The 21211-nt window shown below is 58.5% G+C and carries 18 protein-coding genes; 11 read left to right on the top strand and 7 right to left on the bottom strand.

The features are described from left to right. Positions 1–3: 3 nt before the first annotated feature. Positions 4–1149, top strand: a complete 1146-nt coding sequence (locus PSH97_RS27395; protein WP_305447418.1) for an MFS transporter — start codon at positions 4–6, stop codon at positions 1147–1149. Positions 1150–1167: 18 nt separating this feature from the next. On the opposite strand, the gene PSH97_RS27390 is transcribed toward PSH97_RS27395, so the two are convergent. Beyond that, positions 1168–2748: a phospholipase D family protein gene (locus tag PSH97_RS27390; RefSeq protein WP_305447417.1), complete on the bottom strand. Its 1581-nt coding sequence runs from the start codon at positions 2746–2748 to the stop codon at positions 1168–1170. Positions 2749–2804: 56 nt separating this feature from the next. Continuing rightward, entirely contained in the window at positions 2805–4226 is a 1422-nt protein-coding gene (locus PSH97_RS27385) for an aminotransferase-like domain-containing protein (RefSeq protein ID WP_305447416.1), read from the bottom strand. Between the two features lie 180 nt (positions 4227–4406). On the opposite strand from PSH97_RS27385, the gene PSH97_RS27380 reads away from it, so the two are divergent. Continuing rightward, positions 4407–4652, top strand: a complete 246-nt coding sequence (locus PSH97_RS27380; RefSeq protein WP_305447415.1) for a DUF1127 domain-containing protein — start codon at positions 4407–4409, stop codon at positions 4650–4652. 124 nt (positions 4653–4776) lie between these two features. On the opposite strand, the gene PSH97_RS27375 is transcribed toward PSH97_RS27380, so the two are convergent. Next, entirely contained in the window at positions 4777–6090 is a 1314-nt protein-coding gene (locus tag PSH97_RS27375) for an NAD(P)/FAD-dependent oxidoreductase (RefSeq protein ID WP_305447414.1), read from the bottom strand. A 148-nt stretch (positions 6091–6238) separates the two neighbouring features. Here PSH97_RS27375 and PSH97_RS27370 point away from each other — a divergent pair, with 148 nt between their 5' ends. Continuing rightward, on the top strand, positions 6239–6592 hold the full coding sequence (locus PSH97_RS27370) for a YkgJ family cysteine cluster protein (protein ID WP_305447413.1): 354 nt from the start codon (positions 6239–6241) through the stop codon (positions 6590–6592). A 122-nt stretch (positions 6593–6714) separates the two neighbouring features. Here PSH97_RS27370 and PSH97_RS27365 read toward each other — a convergent pair whose 3' ends face one another. Next, positions 6715–7203 carry an Lrp/AsnC ligand binding domain-containing protein gene (locus PSH97_RS27365; protein WP_003177284.1) on the bottom strand — a complete coding sequence of 163 codons (489 nt, stop codon included), beginning with the start codon at positions 7201–7203 and terminating at the stop codon, positions 6715–6717. 156 nt (positions 7204–7359) lie between these two features. Here PSH97_RS27365 and dadA point away from each other — a divergent pair, with 156 nt between their 5' ends. From dadA to PSH97_RS27335, 6 genes are all read left to right on the top strand, one after another. Continuing rightward, complete coding sequence (dadA, locus tag PSH97_RS27360; RefSeq protein ID WP_305447412.1) at positions 7360–8664, top strand: D-amino acid dehydrogenase; 1305 nt, start codon at positions 7360–7362, stop codon at positions 8662–8664. Beyond that, positions 8636–8989 (top strand): RidA family protein, encoded by a 354-nt coding sequence (locus tag PSH97_RS27355; protein WP_217856856.1) that lies wholly within the window; start codon positions 8636–8638, stop codon positions 8987–8989. Before dadA ends, PSH97_RS27355 begins: the two co-directional genes overlap by 29 nt. Before the next feature lie 97 nt (positions 8990–9086). Beyond that, a complete protein-coding gene (alr, locus tag PSH97_RS27350) occupies positions 9087–10160 on the top strand; it encodes an alanine racemase (protein WP_305447411.1) in 1074 nt (357 codons plus the stop codon). A 128-nt stretch (positions 10161–10288) separates the two neighbouring features. Continuing rightward, positions 10289–10837, top strand: a complete 549-nt coding sequence (locus PSH97_RS27345; protein ID WP_007894746.1) for a cupin domain-containing protein — start codon at positions 10289–10291, stop codon at positions 10835–10837. Between the two features lie 170 nt (positions 10838–11007). Beyond that, positions 11008–11433, top strand: a complete 426-nt coding sequence (locus PSH97_RS27340) for a c-type cytochrome (protein WP_305447410.1) — start codon at positions 11008–11010, stop codon at positions 11431–11433. Positions 11434–11565: 132 nt separating this feature from the next. Beyond that, complete coding sequence (locus tag PSH97_RS27335) at positions 11566–13488, top strand: acetyl-CoA hydrolase/transferase C-terminal domain-containing protein (protein WP_305447409.1); 1923 nt, start codon at positions 11566–11568, stop codon at positions 13486–13488. A 365-nt stretch (positions 13489–13853) separates the two neighbouring features. Here PSH97_RS27335 and PSH97_RS27330 read toward each other — a convergent pair whose 3' ends face one another. Further along, the gene (locus tag PSH97_RS27330; protein ID WP_305447408.1) at positions 13854–14777 is read right to left on the bottom strand and encodes a hypothetical protein; all 924 of its coding nucleotides are present in this window, start codon (positions 14775–14777) and stop codon (positions 13854–13856) included. A 458-nt stretch (positions 14778–15235) separates the two neighbouring features. Between PSH97_RS27330 and srmL the strand changes: the two genes are divergently transcribed. Beyond that, a complete protein-coding gene (gene srmL / locus PSH97_RS27325) occupies positions 15236–16384 on the top strand; it encodes a PheS-related mystery ligase SrmL (RefSeq protein WP_305447407.1) in 1149 nt (382 codons plus the stop codon). 164 nt (positions 16385–16548) lie between these two features. On the opposite strand, the gene PSH97_RS27320 is transcribed toward srmL, so the two are convergent. Next, on the bottom strand, positions 16549–17121 hold the full coding sequence (locus PSH97_RS27320; RefSeq protein ID WP_007934646.1) for a xanthine phosphoribosyltransferase: 573 nt from the start codon (positions 17119–17121) through the stop codon (positions 16549–16551). A 69-nt stretch (positions 17122–17190) separates the two neighbouring features. After that, positions 17191–19200 carry a DNA helicase Rep gene (rep, locus tag PSH97_RS27315; protein WP_305447406.1) on the bottom strand — a complete coding sequence of 670 codons (2010 nt, stop codon included), beginning with the start codon at positions 19198–19200 and terminating at the stop codon, positions 17191–17193. A gap of 263 nt (positions 19201–19463) precedes the next feature. On the opposite strand from rep, the gene PSH97_RS27310 reads away from it, so the two are divergent. Beyond that, positions 19464–21137: a putative bifunctional diguanylate cyclase/phosphodiesterase gene (locus PSH97_RS27310; protein ID WP_305447405.1), complete on the top strand. Its 1674-nt coding sequence runs from the start codon at positions 19464–19466 to the stop codon at positions 21135–21137. Positions 21138–21211: the final 74 nt, after the last annotated feature.

Genomic DNA, 21211 nt, shown 5'->3' with positions numbered 1-21211 from the left:
AACATGCGTTGGGCGACTTATTTCGCCGTTTTGGCGTCTGTCTTGAGTGTCGGCCTGGCCTTGGGTGTCAGCATGCCGTTGGTCTCGCTGCGTCTGGAAGGCTGGGGTTACGGCTCGTTCGCGATCGGCGTGATGGCGGCGATGCCGGCCATCGGCGTACTGCTGGGGGCGAAAATCTCCAGCCACCTTGCGGCCCGTCTGGGCACGGCCAATCTGATGCGCTTGTGTCTGTGGGCCGGGGCGGTGTCCATCGGTTTGCTGGCCGTGTGGCCAAGCTACCCGATCTGGCTAGTGTTGCGGTTGATGATCGGGGTGATCCTGACCCTCGTCTTCATCCTCGGTGAAAGCTGGATCAACCAACTGGTGGTCGAGCAATGGCGCGGTCGGCTGGTGGCGTTGTATGGCAGTAGCTATGCGCTGAGTCAGCTGGCCGGGCCGTTACTGTTGGGGGTGTTGGGCACCGAGCACGATTACGGCTTCTGGGTCGGCGTCGGTTTGCTGATGACGTCACCGTTCCTGCTGCTGGGCCGCGGCGGCGCACCCACCAGCGAAGCCTGCAGCGTAACCCTCGGTGACTTGTTGACCTTCTGCCGCGGCTTACCGGCGATTGCCTGGGCGGTGTCGCTGTTCGCTGCGTTCGAAGCGATGATCCTGACCTTGCTGCCGGTCTACTGCCTACGTCAGGGCTTCACCACGGAAATCGCCTTGGCGATGGTCAGTACAGTGGTGGTGGGTGATGCCTTGCTGCAATTGCCGATTGGCGCGCTGGCTGATCGCTTGTCGCGGCGTACGTTATTCACCGGCTGTGCGATGCTCTTGTTGCTGTCGAGCCTGGCGATTCCATTGCTGATCGACACGCTACTGATCTGGCCGCTGTGGGTGTTGTTTGGCGCCAGTGCCGGCGGTTTGTTCACCTTGTCGCTGATCCTGATCGGCGAGCGTTATCGCGACGATGCGCTGGTGCGGGCCAATGCCCATATCGCACAGCTATGGGGAATTGGTTGCCTGATCGGGCCCTTGGCGGCCGGTGCCGGAAGCCAGTGGATCAGCGGGCATGCCTTGCCGTTGCTGATGGCTGCGGGCGCATTGGGGCTGGTGATTCTGGTGTCGAGGCAAGGGGCGTTTGGCACGGTTGCTGAACCGGCCTGAGCGCTGCACAGAGCGGATCTACAACATCCGCTCCAGGCCAACCATGCTGCTGAGCCATGAATTGAAGTGTCGCCACCAACCTCCCGGTTCTTTGGTCAATGTATGCTGCTTGCCGTCATCTTCGGTGACCCAGACGATCTGACCCTTTTCCAGTCGGACCTGATAGCTGAGGGCAGGCGCCATACCCTCCAGTGCCAGTTCGCGCACTCGCCCGGCGAGTTGCGGGTTATCCACCAATACCCCGACTTCGGTGTTCCACAGTACCGAGCGCGGGTCGAAATTGAACGAGCCGATGAAGGCTTTCTGTCGGTCGAAAATCATCGCCTTGCTGTGCAGGCTGGAGTCGGAGCCATGGGAGGAGTTGCTTCCGCTGTGAAACAGGCTCGGTCCGCTGCCGCTATCACCGTTGTCGCCGGGCTGGCGGCGTAATTCGAACAGCTGTACACCATGATCCAGCAAGGCTTTGCGATAAGGCGCGTAACCACCGTGCGTGGCCGGTACGTCGGTGGCTTCCAGTGAGTTGGTCAGCACACTGATCGATACGCCGGCATCGGCGCGACCGGTCAGGTAAACCAGCCCCGTTTGGCCGGGTACGAGGTAGGCCGAGACCATGATTAACTCTTGGCTGACCCCATTGAGCTCGGGCTCCAACTGGGTGGTCAGCAGCAAGTGCGGGTCAGGTTCGCCGTCGGACAGCACCTTGCTCGGTGCGTCCCACAACGCCTGGTTCCAGGCCCAGATCAGCTCACGGCGCCAGACGTCCAGGCGCGGGTGAGTGGTGTAGGCCATCAACTGCCGATAAAGCGCGTGATTCTGTTTGCGCGTTTCTTCCAAGGATTCGTCCAGTCGGGTCCGGGTATTTTTCAGATCCCTGGCTGTCGGCTTGGTCGAGAGAAACTGTTCGATCGGCTTGCTCAGGGCGCTGTTCCAGTATTGGTCGAAGCTGTGTCCCAACTGCTCTGCAACCGGGCCGACGCTGAGCATGTCGATGTCGGTGAAATTCAGGTTGGGCTCGGCATCGAAATACTCATCCCCCAAGTTACGCCCGCCAACGATCGCCGCGCTGTTGTCCGCCACCCACAGTTTGTTGTGCATGCGCCGGTGTTGCAGCGACAGGTTGAAGAACCGGCCCATCGTTCGCGTAACGACGGTGCTGCGGCCCAGGTGCAGCGGGTTGAACACGCGGATCTGAATCTTCGGATGTGCGGCGAGGGTCGCGATGATCCGGTCCAGGCCATCGCTGGTGGTGTCGTCGAGCAAAATCCGCACCCGCACACCGCGGTCAGCGGCCTTGAGCAGCTCGCTCACCAATATTCGTGTGCTGATGCCGTCATGGACGATGTAGTACTGCAGGTCGAGGCTGCTTTGAGCGTTGCGAATCAGCTCGGCGCGGGCGGTGAAGGCTTCGGCACTATCGGAGAGCAAGCGAAAGCCCGATTGGCCCTTATGGGGGGCAGCCTGTGCCTGGATTGAACGGCCGAACGCCGAATTGGCCGCCGGCAGGGCCTGGCTCGGTTCGCGAGGGACATTGAGTGTCGTACAGCCACCAAGGAGCGAGGCGAGTAACAGAAGAGCAAGCAGGGGCTGTCTGATTCTCACGGAGGGTATTCCGGATGGTGGCGGTTAGCATATGGACGCCGCATCCCGAAGAAAGGTCAGTCGGTTTCCGCCAGTAGTTTGATCGCTGTCGCTCCGACCTTGCGCACGGCTTCTTCGATCTGCGGGGTTGTTTTGGCAGCGTAGTTCATCCGCAGGCAATTGCGGTATTTACCAGAGGCGGAAAAGATACTGCCGACCGCAATCTGTACGCCTTGATCATGCAGCGCACGATTGAGTTTCAGGGTGTCGAAGCCCTCGGGCAGTTCGACCCACAGCATGAAGCTGCCTTGCGGACGGCTGGCCCGGGTGCCGGCGGGAAAATAGCGGGTCACCCAGTCGATCATCGCGTCACGATTGCGCTGGTATTGCGTGCGCATCTTCCGCAAGTGCGGTTCGAAGTGCCCGGCCTTGAGAAATTCGGCAATCGCAATCTGCGGTTGCGGCGCGGTGGAGCCGGTGCTGATGTATTTCATGTGCAGCACCCGTTCCAGATAACGGCCCGGTGCGACCCAACCAATACGCAGGCCCGGTGCCAGGGTCTTGGAAAAAGAACTGCAGAGCAGGACGCGGCCGTCTTCGTCGAAGGATTTGATCGTGCGGGGGCGAGGGTAGGTGTAGGCCAGTTCGCCATACACATCGTCCTCGATAATCGCCACGTCGAAACGCTGTGCGAGCGTCAACAGCGCGCGTTTGCGCGACTCCGGCATGATGTAGCCCAGCGGGTTGTTGCAGTTGGGGGTCAACTGTATGGCTTTGATCGGCCATTGCTCCAACGCCAGTTCCAAAGCATCGAGGCTGATGCCGGTGAGCGGGTCGGTGGGGATTTCCAGGGCTTTCATGCCCAGGCCCTTGAGCGTCTGCATGGCGCCGTGAAAGCTCGGAGAATCCACGGCGACGATATCACCCGGCTCGCAGATCGCGCGGACACTGGTGGACAGCGCTTCGTGGCAACCGGTGGTGATCACCAGATCGTTGGCACTCAACTGGCAGCCGGAATCGAGCATCAGGCGAGCGATTTGCTCGCGCAATTCAAGGGTGCCGTAGATGTTGTCGTAATACAGGCCGGGCATGTCCTGCCGACGGCTGATTCGCGCCAGGTTGCGCAGCAGCGGCTTCATGGTTGGCGTGGTGATGTCCGGCATGCCGCGACCCAGTTGCACAACGTCCTTGCGCGGTACGGCGCGGATCAGCTCCAGCACTTGATCCCACTGCGAAATATCCACCGGTCGTTGGGCTGGCCGGCCAACCACTGGCAACTCGGGCAGTTCGCGACTTACGGGCACGAAGTAGCCGGACTTGGGTTTGGGCATCGCCAGACCAACGTCTTCCAGCACTCGATAGGCCTGCTGCACTGTGCTCAGGCTGACCCCGTGTTCGACACTCAGCGCTCGCACCGAGGGCAACCGGTCGCCGGGACGATAGAAGCCTTGTTCGATACGCGTGCCGAGCAACTCGGCGAGATTGACGTAGAGGGTCATGGCGCAGTCTCGGTGTGGAAAAATTCGGTTAACCAATACAGATGGGGCAAAAATATGTGATTCAGAGGCTGAAACGGAAAATCTGTATGGAATTAATACACCATCGTTGAATCTGTAATGCTTTTCGACGTCCGCGCATCATGAAAGCTCTGGCTACCCAAGTAAACAGGAGCGACGAAAATGAACGGCTTGAGCGATGTGCGGCTGACGTTACACAGTCAGGAACTGGCGGCAGGGCAAAAAAACGGCGCACGCGAGGCGGTCATGCGCAACGCACCGTCCGGCCTGGGTCGCTGGGGCCTGTTCTGGCATCGTCTGCACACGCGCAAGGCGTTGCTGGAGCTGACGCCGGAACAATTGAAAGACATCGGTTTGAGTCGGGCTCAGGCACGGGAGGAGGGGCTTAAACCCTTCTGGCGGATCTAGTACTGATTGTTGATCGTTCCCACGCTCTGCGTGGGAATGCCGCCCCCGGACGCTCCGCGTCCGCTGTGACGCAGAGCGTCACTGGATGCATTCCCACGCAGGAGCGAGGGAACGATCATCTTCCTCAAACCAACTCTTTAAGCCGATGCCACAACATCCCCAACGCCAATAACGGCGAACGCAAATGCTTGCCGCCCGGGAAAGTAATGTGTGGCACCTTGGCAAACAGATCGAAACCACCGCTCTGCTGACCGCTGATGGCCTCGGCCAACAACTTGCCCGCCAGGTGCGTGGCGTTTACGCCATGGCCGGAATAGGCCTGGGCGTAATACACATTCGGCTGCTCCTTGAGCCGGCCGATCTGCGGCAGGCGATTGGCGCCAATGCCGATCATCCCGCCCCATTGATAGTCGATTTTCACCCCGGCGAGTTGCGGGAACACTGCCAGCATCTTCGGTCGCATGTACGCGGCGATGTCTTTCGGGTCACGTCCTGAATAGTGGCAGGCGCCGCCGAACAGCAAACGTCGATCCGCCGAGAGTCGGTAGTAATCCAGCGCCACCCGTTGATCGCAGACCGCCATGTTTTGCGGCAACAGCGCGTGGGCCTGTTCTTCGCTCAAGGGTTGCGTGGCGATGATGTAACTGCCGGCGGGCAGCACCTTGCCGCCGAGTTGCGGATTGAGATCATTGAGGTAGGCGTTGCAACCCAGCACCAGCGTCTTGGCGCGAACCGAGCCCTGAGCGGTGTGGACCTTGATCTCGGGGCCGTAATCGATGCGGGTCACCGCCGATTGTTCGAACAGCTTCACGCCCAATTGTTGGGCGGCGGCCGCTTCGCCGAGTGCCAGGTTCAAGGGGTGCAGATGCCCGGAGCCCATGTCGATCAAGCCGCCGACATAGCGATCGGAACCCACCACGCTGTGCATTTCATTGGCTTGCAGCAGACGGGTTTCGTAACGGTAGCCGAGGCTGCGCAGCTCGGAGGCGTCTTCGGCGAAGCCTTCCAGGTCGTGAGCGTTGTTGGCGAGGTCGCAGTAGCCCCAAGTCAGGTCGCAAGGGATCTGGAAACGCTCGATCCGCTGTCGGACGATTTCAACCGCTTCCAGGCCCATCAGTTTCATCTGACGCACACCGTCTGCACCGATCACGTTGGCGAACTGATCAAGGCCATGCCCGACGCCGCGAATCAATTGCCCGCCATTACGTCCGCTGGCGCCCCAACCGATCTTGTGCGCTTCCAGCAGCACTACGCTGAAGCCACGTTCGGCCAATTCGAGGGCGGTGTTCAGCCCGGAGAACCCGCCACCCACCACGCACACCTCCGCAACCAGCTCGCCTGTGAGCACCGCAAGATCGGGCTGCGGCAGGCTGCTGGCGGCGTAATAAGAGGCCACGTGTTGATGGCTCGGGGCGGGTTGCTGAACGGGGGCGTTCATGTACGTCATCCTGAGTTCGTGTGTTTGAAAAAGTTGACGGAGCATAAGCCGCCGCTTCGGACACGGGCAACACCGGTCGGTTGGCGCTGTCTGGATCGGGGCTTTTGAGTCAGAATCCCAGTCTATTCCGCATTCGGTCACCGCTTCGATGAGTTGCAACAGTCAGAAAATTCGTACGCTGCGCCAGCAGATTCCCTCTTTCGAGTGTGTGCCCGGCTGCCATGACTGCTGTGGGCCGGTGACCACCTCGCCCGAAGAAATGTCCCGACTGCCGCGCAAGACCCGCGCCGAGCAAGACGCGGCGATGGAGGAACTCAATTGCGTCCATCTGGGCCCTCACGGCTGCACGGTGTATGACGAACGACCGCTGATCTGTCGGCTGTTCGGTACCACCAAGACCCTGCCATGCCCCAACGGGCGGCGACCGGTGGAGCTGATCCATCCGCGCGTCGAGAAGCAGATTCACGAATATATGGCCAGTACCCGACAGGTATTGGTGTAGGGATGATCGTTCCCACGCTCTGCGTGGGAATGCCTCAACGGACGCTCCGCGTTCGGCTTCTGGGACGCAGAGCGTCCCGGGCTGCATTCCTTTGCTGCGCGTGGGAACGATCATTGTGAGCCTCAATCCGGAATCGGCAGACTCAAGCTCTCTTTCACTTCTTCCATCACGATATAGCTCTTGGATTCGCGCACATGTGGCAGCTTGAGCAGGATGTCGCCCAGCAGTTTGCGGTACGAGGCCATCTCGGAAATCCGTGCTTTCACCAGGTAATCGAAGTCGCCTGACACCAAATGGCATTCCAGTACGTGGGGCAGTTTCAGCACCGCGCGTCGGAACTCTTCGAAAGTATCGCCGGATTTGTAGTCGAGGCTGATCTCGACGAACACCAGCAGGCTACCCTTGAGGTGCTGCGGATTCAGGCGGGCGTTGTAGCCCATGATGATCCCTTCGCGCTCCAGTCGCCGTACCCGCTCGGTGCAGGGCGTGGTGGAGAGGCCGACCTTTTCCCCCAGCTCGGTGAAGGAAATACGCCCGTCCGCTTGCAGGATCCGCAGGATGTTGCGGTCGATCTTGTCCAGCTCACGTTTGGTCTGAGTGTTGGTCCGCATAGGGGATGCGCCTCCGTGAAAAGGGTTTTTGCCGAGAATTGTCGCCAAATATAGGCACTTATATAGTGAAAAGCACTGGCTAATCTTTTTTAAACTGCCCACATCTTCGGTCTGCACAATAAACGTCAGCGGTAAGCCGCGATGAGGGATATGAAAATGCGCGTTCTGGTCTTGGGTAGCGGCGTCATCGGTACCGCCAGTGCCTATTATCTGGCACGGGCCGGCTTTGAAGTGACGGTCGTGGACCGTCAACCAGCGCCGGCCATGGAAACCAGTTTCGCCAACGCCGGGCAGGTTTCGCCGGGTTATGCCTCGCCTTGGGCCGCGCCGGGCGTGCCGCTCAAAGCCATCAAGTGGCTGTTGCAGCGTCACGCACCATTGGCGATCAAGGCCACCGCCGACATCGACCAATACTTGTGGATGGCGCAGATGCTGCGCAACTGCACCGCCAGCCGTTACGCGGTGAACAAGGAGCGCATGGTGCGTCTGTCTGAGTACAGCCGTGACTGCCTGGACGAATTGCGCGCCGAAACCGGCATTGCCTACGAAGGCCGCAGCCTCGGTACTACCCAACTGTTCCGCACCCAGGCACAGCTCGATGGCGCCGCCAAAGACATCGCCGTGCTGAAAGAGTCCGGCGTGCCGTTCGAACTGCTCGATCGCGCTGGCATTGCCCGGGTCGAACCGGCCCTGGCCAGTGTCACCGACATCCTCGCCGGTGCCTTGCGCCTGCCGAATGACCAGACCGGCGACTGCCAGATTTTCACCACCCGCCTGGCCGAAATGGCCACGAAACTCGGTGTGGAATTCCGTTTTGGCCAGGACATTCAGCGCCTCGACTTCGCCGGTGATCGCATCAACGGTGTATGGATCGACGGCAAGCTGGAAACCGCCGACCGCTACGTGCTGGCGTTGGGCAGCTACTCGCCGCAACTGCTCAAGCCGTTGGGCATCAGGGCTCCGGTGTATCCGCTCAAGGGTTACTCGCTGACCGTGCCGATCATCAACCCGGCGATGGCCCCGACGTCGACCATTCTCGACGAGACCTACAAGGTCGCGATCACCCGTTTCGACAACCGCATTCGCGTCGGCGGCATGGCTGAAATTGCCGGTTTTGACCTGTCATTGAATCCACGTCGGCGTGAAACCCTGGAGATGATCGTCAACGACCTTTATCCTCAGGGCGGTAATCTGGCCGAGGCGAGTTTCTGGACCGGCCTGCGTCCGACCACCCCGGACGGCACCCCGATTGTCGGTGCGACGCCGTTCAAAAACCTGTTTCTGAACACGGGCCACGGCACACTCGGCTGGACCATGGCCTGTGGCTCCGGTCGTTTGCTGGCCGATCTGATGGCGAAGAAAACGCCGCAGATCAGCGCCGAAGGCCTCGATATTTCCCGTTATGGCAACAAACTTCAGGAGTCCGCAAAACATGTCAATCCAGCGCCAGCTCACCAATGAGCGCATGAGCCAGATCGTTGTCCACAACAGTACCGTGTATCTGGCAGGGCAGGTCGGCGATGACATGAGCGCCGGGATTGAACAGCAGACCCGTGAAACCCTCGCCAACATCGAGCGTTTACTGGATCTGGCCGGGACCGACAAGAACCGTCTGCTGTCGGTGACGATTTACCTGAAAGATATCGATGCGCACTTCGAAGGCATGAATTCGGTGTGGGACCAGTGGCTGCCAAAAGGCGTCGCCCCGGCCCGCGCTACCGTTGAATCGAAGCTGTGCGAACCGCAAATCCTGGTTGAGCTGTCGGTTGTTGCCGCGCTGCCATAACGCTCAGCCAGAAAGATCCCTCTCCCGGCGCTGTTGGCGGTTCACGCTGTCAGCCAGCGCCGGTTTTTTTCAAATGACCGACTAGAAGTCTGCCGCCATGCGTCCAGCCCGTGCCCTGATCGACCTTCAAGCCCTGCGCCACAACTACCGGATCGCCCGTGAAGTCACTGGTGCCCGTGCCCTCGCGGTGATCAAGGCCGATGCCTATGGCCATGGCGCGGTACGTTGCGCCCAGGCGCTGGAAGCCGAGGCGGACGGGTTTGCCGTGGCGTGCATCGAAGAAGCGTTGGACCTGCGTGCAGCCGGCATTCGTGCACCCGTTTTGCTGCTGGAAGGTTTTTTCGAAGCCGATGAGCTGTCGCTGATTGTCGAGCATGACTTCTGGTGCGTGGTGCATTCGCTGTGGCAGCTCGAAGCCATCGAACAAGCCGCGCTGAGCAAACCGATCACGGTCTGGCTCAAGCTCGACTCGGGCATGCATCGGGTTGGCCTGCACCCGGCGGATTACCAGGCGGCCTATCAACGGCTGCTGGCCAGCGGCAAAGTGGCGAAGATCGTGCTGATGAGTCACTTCGCCCGCGCCGATGAGCTGCACTGCCAGGCCAGCGCCGAGCAGGTCGCGGTGTTCGAGGCGGCGCGTCAGGGGTTGTCGGCCGAAATCAGTCTGCGTAATTCGCCGGCGGTGCTCGGTTGGCCGCAGATTCCCAGCGATTGGGTGCGCCCGGGCATCATGCTCTACGGCGCGACGCCTTTCGAAGAGGCCAATGCCGTGGCGTCCCGCCTGCAACCGGTGATGACCCTGGAATCGAAAGTGATTTGCGTGCGTGAACTGCCGGCCGGCGAGCCGATTGGTTACGGCGCAAAATTCATCACACCCAAGCCGATGCGCGTGGGCGTGGTGGCGATGGGTTATGCCGACGGGTACCCGCGTCAGGCACCGACCGGTACGCCCGTGATGGTCGCCGGGCAGCGCAGCCAGTTGATTGGTCGCGTATCGATGGACATGCTCTGCGTCGACCTGACTGACGTGCCGCAAGCCGGTCTTGGTTCGCCCGTCGAGTTGTGGGGTAAAAACATCCTCGCCAGTGACGTTGCGACGGCTGCGGGCACGATTCCTTACCAGATCTTCTGCAACCTGCGTCGAGTGCCGCGGCTCTATTCCGGGGCCTGACGAATCACGTGCCCGACCGAAAGTCGCTTCGCCCAACTGGATTCAGGCCCAAGTGTTGTAAATACTGAACGCTGTCGCCATGATAACGCTCAATATTCCTGCAACCTGAATCCCTGGAGGCTCCAGCATTGGACGTCGGTGAACGACTGCAATCGATCCGTAAGCTCAAAGGTCTTTCCCAGCGTGAGCTCGCCAAACGCGCGGGTGTTACCAACAGCACCATTTCGATGATCGAGAAGAACAGCGTCAGCCCCTCGATCAGTTCGCTGAGGAAGGTACTGGGCGGGATTCCCATGTCCATGGTCGAGTTCTTTTCCGAAGAAATCCTGCAGGAAAAACCGACTCAGATCGTCTACAAAGCCCACGAGCTGATCGATATTTCCGATGGGGCAGTGACCATGAAACTGGTCGGCCGGGCTCACCCGAGCCGGGCTATCGCATTCCTCAACGAAATCTACCCGCCAGGCGCCGACACCGGTGACGAGATGCTCACCCATGAGGGCGAGGAAACCGGGATTCTGGTGGAGGGGCGACTGGAGCTTGTGGTCGGGCTCGAAACATTTGTGCTCGAAGCTGGCGATAGCTACTACTTTGAAAGTACCAAGCCGCATCGCTTCCGCAATCCGTTCGATGCCCCGGCGCGACTAATCAGCGCAGCTACCCCAGCGAATTTCTAAGAGAAGAGGCGTCCTGCCCGGATTGTGGAGACGCCCATGCTGTATTCCCATCCCACGACAAGACCCCTTCGACTTTGGGGTTGTTTCAGTGTGGCGGGCTTACCGCTATACTTGCGCCCGCCTGCGAACCGTGGCCGTGGGCGTGACTAGCCACCATTGAGGGTGAACGCGTGAATCTAATTATGAAAATGCTGGCCGTACCAGCAACCGTATTGGCCCTTTGGGCAGTCAGCGCACAAGCAGCGACCAACGACGATATTGCTAAACGTCTTGAACCAGTCGGCCAGGTCTGTGTGCAGGGCAAAGAGTGCAAGGGGATGGAAGTCGCTGCTTCTGCGGGTGGCGGTGATGCCAAAACCCCTGACTCAGTGATTGCAAAACATTGCAACGCTTGCCACGGCACCGGCCTGTTGGGTGCACCGAAAATCGGTGATGCTGCAGCCTGGGGCGAGCGCGCCAAGAAAGAAGGCGGTCTTGACGGCTTGCTGGCGAAAGCAATCTCCGGCATCAACGCGATGCCACCCAAAGGCACCTGCGCCGACTGCTCTGATGGCGATCTCAAGGGCGCCATTCAGAAGATGTCCGGCCTGAAATAAGCCTTCATTTTCAGCGAAAAGCCGCTTTCGAGCGGCTTTTTTGTGCCTGCGATTTGCCTGAGGCTATTCTTTGCAGCAAAGACCCGGCAAGCTCGATCCAACCCCAATTCATGGAGCGGGCGGGAGGATCAGATGGTGCAGTTGTGTTCTATCGAGCAGGCGGTCGATGACGTCCTGGCACGGTTGCCGGCGCATATCCACATGGGCCTGCCGCTGGGGCTGGGCAAACCCAACCACTTCGTCAACGCGCTGTATCAACGCATCGCGCAACTGCCCGAGCGGCAGCTGACGGTCTACACCGCCCTGTGCCTTGGACGCCCGCCCTTGGGCGATGGTTTGCAAAAGCGCTTCCTCGAACCCTTCGTCGAGCGGGTGTTCGGCGATTACCCGGAACTGGATTTCCTCGCCGACCTGCATCGCGACAGCCTGCCGACCAACATTCACGTCCATCAATTCTTCCTGCAACCAGGCAGCCTGCTTAACAGCGCATCGGCCCAGCAGGATTACGTCAGCAGCAATTACAGCCACGCCGCTCGGGACATCAATGCCGCCGGTTTGAACCTGGTCGCACAACTGGTCGCCAGCCACAGCGAGCATCCCGATCGCCTGAGCCTGAGCTGCAACCCGGACATTACCCTCGACCTGTTGCCGATGATCGCCAAACGCCGGGCGGCGGGGGAGACGATCCTGCTGGTGGGGCAAGTGCACAACGAGTTGCCGTACATGCCCGGCGATGCGGAAATCGGCATCGACACCTTCGATCTGCTGATTGACGCGAAGGACAGCACCACGCTGTTTTCCACGCCGAACATGCCGGTGGGTTTCCAGGATCACTTCATCGGCCTGCACGCCAGCACGCTGGTGCGCGACGGCGGCACCTTGCAGATTGGCATCGGCGCCATGGGCGATGCCCTGACGGCAGCGTTGCTGGCGCGGCAGGCTGACAGTGACGGTTACAAGGCGTTGCTGGCGGATCTGAATCTCAGCCAGTGGGCACAATTGATTGAGCGCGAAGGAGGCATCGAACCGTTCGCCAAGGGCCTTTACGGTTGCAGCGAAATGTTCGTCAACGGCTTGCTGGTGTTGGCGGATGCCGGGATCGTGCGGCGCAAGGTTTACCCGGACGTGCCGACCCAGCAACAGGCGAATGCCGGCACGCTGGATGAGACCGCACAAACCGACGGGATCTGCGTGCATGGCGGATTTTTCCTCGGGCCGCGCAGTTTCTATGAACGCCTGCGGGAGATGCCCCAAGGCAAACGGCTCGAATTCAACATGACCCGCATCAGCTACATCAACGAGCTCTACGGTCAGGAAGAACTCAAACGCTTGCAGCGCCTCGATGCGCGCTTCATCAACACTGTCTTCACCATGACCCTGCTCGGCGCCGGCGTGGCCGATCAACTTGAAGACGGGCGGGTGCTGAGCGGCGTCGGCGGGCAATACAACTTTGTCGTCCAGGGCCATGCGCTGGAAGGCGCGCGTTCGATCCTGCTGCTGCGCAGTTGGCGCGAGTCGGGCGGTGAAGTCAGTTCGAACATCGTCTGGGAATACGGCCACTGCACGATCCCACGGCACCTGCGGGACATCGTCGTCACCGAGTACGGCATCGCCGATTTGCGCGGTAAGACCGATGCGGCAGTGATCGAGGCGTTGCTGAATATCAGCGACTCACGTTTCCAGTCGGGACTGATCGAGCAGGCGCAGAGCGTTGGCAAATTGCCGAAGCATTTCCGACTCGATCCGCGTTTCGCCGACAACAGCCCACAGCGTTTGCAGGCCATTCAGGCGCGGCATTCGAATCTGTTTCCGGAGTATCCGCTGGGCTGTGATTTCACCGCTGAGGAACGGGACTTATTGCGGGCGCTGAACTGGTTGAAGAGCAAGTTCAAGCTCACGGAGATTCTGGAGCTGGGCAAGGCGGCGCTGGATGCACCGGAGCCTTCGGAGTTTCCCGTGCATCTGGAGCGGATGCAGCTGACGAAGCCGGAGGGGTTGAAAGAGGATTTGTTTCAGCGGTTGTTGCTCACTGGCCTGAAGGCCACTGTGCAGTAACGGCCACCACAAAAACCTGTGGGAGCGGGCTTGCCCGCGATATAGGAGTCAGCTCGAAGTGCCTGTTTAAAGGTGTTTAGAGTCATCATGTTGGCGGAACTGGCAGTGAATAGGATGCTGGATAACGTCAAGGTGTCCAAGTAACCAGCGGGAAACCGTGTAATCGTTCATCGCGAGCAGGCTCGCCCCTATTCGGATCTCCAGAGAACACAAATTTTGTGTCCGGCGAACATCCAAAGTAGGAGTGGGCTTGCCCGCGATAGCGATGTATTCAGCAACGCAGGGGGGGCGCACATGCGCAGGCGTTGTTGCGACAGAGATATAGAACAGATGTTTTTAACGTTATCGGGTTGCTACTGAATTAACTAGTGTATTGGGTTTACGTTCACGGAAGGGCTAAGGAAGTCTATGTGGTAACCGGAAGATCCATCACCAATGGCTAAATGAACCCCGCTGATGCCTTCATTCATTTGTGAGTTGATCTTGTAATCAATATTTGATGCGATAGCCTCGTTTACCCCGATGGCGAACTCCGTCAGTTGAAGTCCACGAGAACCAGCCGCAAGATCCAGAAGCTTTATGTGCTCCTCATTTTTTACCTTTAGTGAAGTGATGGTGTTGTCTTTTATTGATAAGAGTGCACCTTCTTCCGAAATTCGATCACTCAGCCATCTAATAGAGGTTTTCAAACCCTCTGGCAGTATCGGATTAGGTTTTCTAAGTACTGTTAATATTCCCGCGATTTTTAATGTGCCGGTAAAAGAAAACGGACAGGGCTCCTGTGGGTTCATGTGTGCGTAATGAACTTCAAAAAACTCTGCCACGGACTGAACAAAATCGTGAGACACGTCTTCGGCAAGTAGTGCGTAAGGCTGGGCGTGCGGAGAAACCGAGACCTGCGCATCGGCGTCGTTACCAGACAGGAGAAATGACTCATTTGAATTGAGCATGTTTAACACGGATCGCTGTGTACATAAGGCATGTTCAAAATTGCAGCTCAGCAAAAGCTTCAGGCTATAAAGCGCCGCAGCTACAGTGGGCTCGAACACTTGAGTTGCGCAGAAAACGCTTTTCTTGCTCTCCGTGTTTTTTGCTAGCTCAAACGTCATTTTTGCAGCGTCGTTGCTAAAAGAAAAAACAATACTGTTTTTTGGTAATTTCTCTAGCTTTGAAATATTGGCCGTATTGAACCCTAGAAGCGCACATTCTCTGAGGAAGTCCTCTGAGTCCGCAATGATTGATAATTCCTCATGGCCGAAGAGTGTCGATATCCTATTCGGTGGTGACATAAAATCCTCCTGTTTTTTTCCAATGTGCGGCAAAAATGCTTGCCGCACATTGGTATTATTTACTCTTCTGTGTGAGCCCAAGCCAACGGAGCCCACCCAAAATTATCCGGACCAGAAGTGATCCGGTTAAGCTTTTCTTTGACGATTTTTTCATTTTTCATCTGATCATCCTTTTTCATTTTTTGGTTTTTCTCCCTGAATTTCTTGGGAGTGGAATGATTAATACAGAATTTTCTAATGTGTTAAATGATTTGTTGGGCGATTTTTAGAATAAATTTATCGGCCAAGGTTTTCGGAAGGTTTAATTCGGTTATTTGTGTGGGGTGCATCTGTAGTCTTGTTCTGAAAATCCGATATCTGCCATTTTTTTTGTTGTGGTAGTTGATCGTTTGTCGTTAAGTTTATTTATGGGCTTGCTTTTCTGGCTCGATATTCAACTGTAGATTGAGGGTTATATAGTGCGCGCATCAAAGAAATACCTGACAGATACTTCTGTCCATCAGGCCCTGTTACTGGTTGATCTAACCGAAACTAATGATCCCGACCACGCCGTCCGACTGCTGCTAAATGAAATTCTCCAAGGACTCTCTGAAAAAGGTTGGCCCCAAGCGCAGATACAAACCGGGCCGAGGATTGTGTCTGCTGAAGAAAATTACGGTTTGCTCGGTTATGACCCGGCAGAGGTTACGCTCGGGAGTGAACACACCCGTTGGGTCGATGAGTGCTCGCTGTTGCGAACACAAACCACCAGCCAGATTCCGGCAGCGCTTCAGCGAGCGGCTCAGGTGCGGCAGCCGGGGCAGACGATATTGCTGGCAGCACCAGGTATTACTTTCCGTCGTGATAGTCGGGATCGTTGGCATTGCGCTGAACCGCATCAAATGGATATTTGGGTGCTGGGTGATCCGGAACTGGCAACGCACGAACATCTGTTGCGTTTGGTCGGCGATATCCTTAAGTCCGCCGTTCCTGATAAACGTTGGGTCTACAGTGATAGTCCGCATCACTACACGGAAGGCGGAATCGAAGTGAATGTCTTGAATGATGGGGCTCCGGTTGAGGTGCTGGAGTGTGGTCGTATTGCGAGGTCTTTGTTGGAGCGCTTGAACATAGACCCGCTGCATCATGGAGGGTTGGCGCTCGGGATGGGGCTGGATCGCCTGACGATGTTGCGAAAAGGCATTCCGGATATTCGCTTGCTGCGCGATCAGAACGTGCGAGTGCAGGCGCAGATGTATGATCTGAATCCATGGACGGCGGTATCTCGTTTGCCGTCGATTGCTCGTGACATTTCGTTGGCGGTAACGCCGGGCCTGAGCGAGGAAGTGCTGACCGAAAGAATGTTGCAGGCGGCCGGCGACTGCTCTGACTGGATCGAGGAGATGCAAGTCCAGGGACGGTGGGAGTTCTCGGAATTACCCGCGCAGGCAATTGAGCGGCTTGGGCTGCTGCCGGGCCAGGAAAATGTGCTTTTACGCGTGGTGCTGCGCGATTGTTCGCGATCAATCACCACCGCTGAGGCGAACGCCTTGTATGCGGACATTCAAGCGGCGATGCATGAAGGAGCGCCTGGGGCGGGTTACAGGATGGACTTGCCAAAGGCTTGAAACCGAAGTGTCCAAGTAATAGCTGAATTGCCGCGCTATCGTTTATCGTCGGAACGCCGCCCGGAGCAAGCTCGCCCCACAGCTGACCGCGTTGTCCAAGCAGACGCGGTTTAATGTGGGAACGAGCAAGCCCGCTCCCACATTGGTTTTTGCGGTGTGGCGGTTTATTCGATGAAGGTTACAACGCCATCCTTCAGCGACTGAACGCGAGCCAACGATTCAACCCGATAACCCTGGGCATCCAGTTCCGCACGGCCACCCTGAAACGACTTCTCGATCACAATACCCAAGCCTGCAACGGTCGCGCCGGCCTGTTTGATGATCGAGATCAGCGCTTGCGAGGCCTTACCGTTGGCCAAGAAATCGTCGATGATCAACACGCGGTCGCTGCTGGTGAGGTGGCGCGGAGAGATCGCCACCGTGCTTTCGGTCTGCTTGGTGAACGAGTAAACGGTCGCCGACAGCAGGTTTTCAGTCAGGGTCAGGGACTGATGCTTGCGGGCGAAAATCACCGGCACGCCGAGGTTCAGGCCGGTCATGATCGCCGGGGCGATGCCCGAGGCTTCGATGGTGACGATCTTGGTGATGCCCGAGTCCTTGAACAGCGTGGCGAATTCGTCGCCGATCAGCTTCATCAGGGCCGGGTCGATCTGGTGGTTCAGAAAGGCGTCGACTTTCAGAACCTGGTCGGAAAGCACGATGCCTTCTTCGCGAATTTTCTTGTGCAGTGCTTCCATGAAGCTTTCCTCTACTGGCGCCTTGGGCGCCTAGCTTGTAAAAAGTGTTCGGTTAGAAAGTAGGCAATTCTAGCGCTTCAACATCGCGCGTATGTCCGCCAATGCGGTATTACCGCGAACCGCTTTGACTTCGGTCGGGGTGTCGTCGTTGCCTTCCCAGGCCAGGTCGTCCGGAGGCAGTTCATCGAGGAAACGGCTGGGCGCGCAGTCGATGATTTCGCCGTATTGCTTACGCTTGGCGGCGAAGGTGAACGCCAACGTCTGACGCGCTCGGGTAATCCCGACGTAGGCCAGGCGACGTTCCTCTTCGATGGTGTCGGCTTCGATGCTGGAGCGGTGCGGGAGAATTTCCTCCTCCATGCCCATGATGAACACGTACGGAAATTCCAGACCCTTGGAGGCGTGCAAGGTCATCATCTGCACGCCTTCGGCACCGTCTTCCTCTTCCTGCTGACGTTCCAGCATATCGCGCAGAACGAGTTTGCCGATGGCGTCTTCGACGGTCATCTCGCCTTCTTCGTCTTTCTCCAGGGTGTTCTTCAACGCCTCGATCAGGAACCAGACGTTACCCATGCGGTAATCGGCGGCCTTGTCGCTGGAGCTGTTGGTGCGCAACCAGTTCTCGTAGTCGATGTCCATGACCATGCTGCGCAGGGCGGAGATCGGGTCTTCGCCGGCGCACTGCTCGCGGACCTTGTCCATGAAACGCTTGAAGCGCGACAGGCGATCGGTGAAGCGCGTGTCCAGATGCTCGCCCAGACCGATTTCGTCGGTGGCGGCGTACATCGAGATTTTTCGCTCGGTGGCGTAGTTGCCCAGCTTCTCCAGCGTGGTCGAACCGATCTCCCGGCGTGGGACGTTGATCACCCGCAGGAAGGCGTTGTCGTCGTCCGGGTTCACGATCAATCGGAAGTAGGCCATCAGGTCTTTCACTTCCTGACGTCCGAAAAAGCTGTTGCCGCCGGACAGGCGATACGGAATCTGGTGGTGCTGCAGCTTCAGCTCGATCAGCTTGGCTTGATAGTTGCCGCGATACAGGATCGCAAAATCGCTGTATGGCCGATCCGTGCGCAGGTGCAGGGTCAGCAGTTCCACGGCCACGCGCTCGGCTTCGGCGTCTTCGTTGCGGCAACGGATCACACGGATTTCGTCGCCGTGGCCCATCTCACTCCACAGTTGCTTTTCGAACTCGTGCGGATTGTTGGCGATCAGCACGTTGGCGCAACGCAGAATGCGGCTGGTGGAGCGGTAGTTCTGCTCGAGCATGACCACTTTCAGGGACGGGTAATCGTCCTTGAGCAGCATCAGGTTTTCCGGACGGGCGCCGCGCCAGGCGTAGATCGACTGGTCGTCGTCGCCCACCACGGTGAATTGGTTGCGTTTACCGATCAGCAGTTTCACCAGCAAATACTGGCTGGCGTTGGTGTCCTGGTATTCGTCCACCAACAGGTAGCGGACCTTGTTCTGCCATTTTTCCAGGATATCGTCGTGTTCCTGGAACAGTTTTACCGGCAACAGGATCAGGTCGTCGAAGTCCACCGCGTTGAACGCCTTGAGCGTGCGCTGGTAGTGGGTGTAGACGATGGCGGCGGTCTGTTCCTTGGGGTTGCGCGCGTTTTCCAGGGCTTCGGGTGGCAGGATGAGGTCGTTTTTCCACGAGCCGATCATGTTCTTGATCTCGTCGACGCCGTCGTCGCCCGAGTATTCCTTCTGCATGATGTCGGTCATCAGGGCTTTGACGTCGGTCTCGTCGAAAATCGAGAAGCCCGGTTTATAGCCCAGCCGCACATGTTCCTTGCGGATGATGTTCAGGCCCAGGTTGTGGAAGGTGCAGACCGTCAGGCCGCGGCCTTCGCCGCCCTTGAGCAGGGTGCCGACCCGTTCCTTCATCTCGCGCGCGGCCTTGTTGGTAAAGGTCATGGCGACAATGTATTGGGCGCGGATGCCACAGCTCTGGATCAGATGCGCAATTTTGCGGGTGATCACGCTGGTCTTGCCGGAGCCTGCGCCGGCGAGCACCAAAAGAGGGCCGCCGACGTAGCTCACGGCTTCTTGCTGCCGGGGATTGAGTCGGGACATACGAAATCAGGGAGTCATTAGCGAAATGGGCCGGCATTTTAACAGGCTCAGCGAATTGTGCTGCTCTCTCCGACTTGTGACGCAACACGCGATCTCTATTTGCCGGTTTTGATACTTTCACGCAGGATGCGTAGTGAATTTGCGTCTAATGTTCCTATTCGAGACGCAAAACCCGTGTTTGATAACCGATGTCATTTGGTCATTGGTTATCCGCGCGGCATAATGCCCGCCGCCTACATCTTTGCAGAGTCTAGGGAGCTAGCTTGTCTACGCCTGTCGAACCCTTGCGTTTGCTGCTGTTGGCCGAAGAGCCAGCGTGGGCAGCGTTGTTGCGCGAGTGTCTGGCTCCGATGGGGAGTTCGGCTGTGCTGCTCAGCGCGCCGAGCTGGGAGTCGGTCAGCAGCCTGTTCGATGACAACCGCAGCGCGGTGTTATTGACGATTCCCGCTCTCCAGCCAGCCCCCGGCCGTTGCAACCTGCCGACCGTGTTGCTGCTCGAACACGAGCCGCTGGCGCCACCCGACGGTGTGAGCGACTGGCTGGTGCGCAATCTGCTGGATCCTGGCATGTTGCGCCGCTGCCTGCGCCATGTGCGTGAACGCGGCGTGCTGGAAAACACCTTGCAGCGCCTGGCCGAACAGGATCCGTTGACCGGTATCGCCAACCGCCAGGGTTTCCAGACCTTGCTGGCGGCGCGTCTGGCTGAAAACGATGGCCGGGGCCTGGCCCTCGGTCACCTCGACCTCGACAATTTTCGACACGCTAATGACGCCCTCGGGCATCAGGCCGGCGACCGGTTGATCCTGCAGGTGGTTTCGCGGCTGAAAAGCCAGTTGGAGGCCGGCGATCAACTGGCTAGGTTGGGCAGCGATGAGTTCGCCCTGCTAATCGACACTCGCCGCGCCCCTCAGCGCGCCGAATGGATGGCTGAACGTATTACCGAAGCCCTGTCCGAACCCTATTGGATCGACGGCGAAAGCCTGTTGATCGGTTCCAGCCTCGGCATTGCCCACGCACGAGCCCAGGCCGGTGCCGACCCGTTGATGTGGCATGCGCACATCGCCATGCAGCAGGCCAAGAGCACTCAGGGCTGCACCTTTCACATCTTCAACGAACGGATCAATCGCAATGCCCGCAGCATCGCCGATCTTGAAAGCGAGCTGCGCCGGGCCTTGCGTCGCGATGAGCTGGAGTTGCATTACCAGCCACGACTGAACCTTGAGGACGGCCAGATCGTCGGCCTCGAAGCCTTGGTGCGCTGGCGTCATGGCGAGCGCGGCTTGCTGCCCCCCAGCGAATTCGTGCCACTGGCCGAGCAAAGCGGCTTGATCGTGCCGCTGGGTTACTGGGTGATTTCCCGGGCCCTGCGGGACATGCAAGCGTTGCGCGAACGAGGTCTGCCGGCGCTGCACATGGCAATCAACCTGTCGTTCCGGCAGTTTCAGGACAGCCAATTACTGACGACCCTGAGCCGGCTGATTGCCGAGCGAGGCGTCGAGGCTCAATGGCTGGAATTCGAACTGACCGAAACCGCGGTGATGCGTCGCAGCGATCTGGTCAAGCAGACCATGGACGCCCTCGGGCGCCTCGGCGTGCGCTTCTCGCTGGACGATTTTGGCACCGGGTTCTCTTCGTTCGTGCACCTCAACAGCCTACCGATTGCCTTGTTGAAGGTCGACAAGAGCTTTGTCGGCGGCATGGAGGAACGGGAAGAGAATCGCAAGCTGGTGCACGCGATGATCAACCTGGCGCACAACCTCAACCTCGAAGTGGTCGCCGAAGGTGTGGAAACACCGGAGCAACTGGATTTGTTGCGCGGCTTTGGTTGCGATCAGGTGCAGGGATATCTGATCAGCAAGCCGTTGCCGTTGGCGGAACTGGTTGAGTATTTGACCTTCGGCAGCAACCAGCAGCCCGCACTGGAAGTCGTGGTTTAACAGCCACCACGACCCCTGTAGGAGCGAGGCTTGCCCGGCTTCACACTGTATGCCTGATTCACCGTGCAACGGCC

It is taken from the genome of Pseudomonas cucumis, from assembly GCF_030687935.1.
In the GTDB taxonomy this organism is placed as follows: domain Bacteria; phylum Pseudomonadota; class Gammaproteobacteria; order Pseudomonadales; family Pseudomonadaceae; genus Aquipseudomonas; species Aquipseudomonas cucumis.
This window is presented reverse-complemented; position numbering and strand designations above follow the sequence as displayed.

Coding starts and splice junctions, on each gene's coding strand:
- PSH97_RS27365 (WP_003177284.1), bottom strand. CDS start 7,203: ATGCGGACCAACACTCAGACCAAACGTGAGCTGGACAAGATCGACCGC.
- PSH97_RS27375 (WP_305447414.1), bottom strand. CDS start 6,090: ATGAACGCCCCCGTTCAGCAACCCGCCCCGAGCCATCAACACGTGGCC.
- PSH97_RS27330 (WP_305447408.1), bottom strand. CDS start 14,777: ATGTCACCACCGAATAGGATATCGACACTCTTCGGCCATGAGGAATTA.
- PSH97_RS27320 (WP_007934646.1), bottom strand. CDS start 17,121: ATGGAAGCACTGCACAAGAAAATTCGCGAAGAAGGCATCGTGCTTTCC.
- PSH97_RS27395 (WP_305447418.1), top strand. CDS start 4: ATGCGTTGGGCGACTTATTTCGCCGTTTTGGCGTCTGTCTTGAGTGTC.
- PSH97_RS27380 (WP_305447415.1), top strand. CDS start 4,407: ATGAACGGCTTGAGCGATGTGCGGCTGACGTTACACAGTCAGGAACTG.
- PSH97_RS27385 (WP_305447416.1), bottom strand. CDS start 4,226: ATGACCCTCTACGTCAATCTCGCCGAGTTGCTCGGCACGCGTATCGAA.
- PSH97_RS27355 (WP_217856856.1), top strand. CDS start 8,636: ATGTCAATCCAGCGCCAGCTCACCAATGAGCGCATGAGCCAGATCGTT.
- rep (WP_305447406.1), bottom strand. CDS start 19,200: ATGTCCCGACTCAATCCCCGGCAGCAAGAAGCCGTGAGCTACGTCGGC.
- dadA (WP_305447412.1), top strand. CDS start 7,360: ATGCGCGTTCTGGTCTTGGGTAGCGGCGTCATCGGTACCGCCAGTGCC.
- PSH97_RS27335 (WP_305447409.1), top strand. CDS start 11,566: ATGGTGCAGTTGTGTTCTATCGAGCAGGCGGTCGATGACGTCCTGGCA.
- PSH97_RS27370 (WP_305447413.1), top strand. CDS start 6,239: ATGAGTTGCAACAGTCAGAAAATTCGTACGCTGCGCCAGCAGATTCCC.
- alr (WP_305447411.1), top strand. CDS start 9,087: ATGCGTCCAGCCCGTGCCCTGATCGACCTTCAAGCCCTGCGCCACAAC.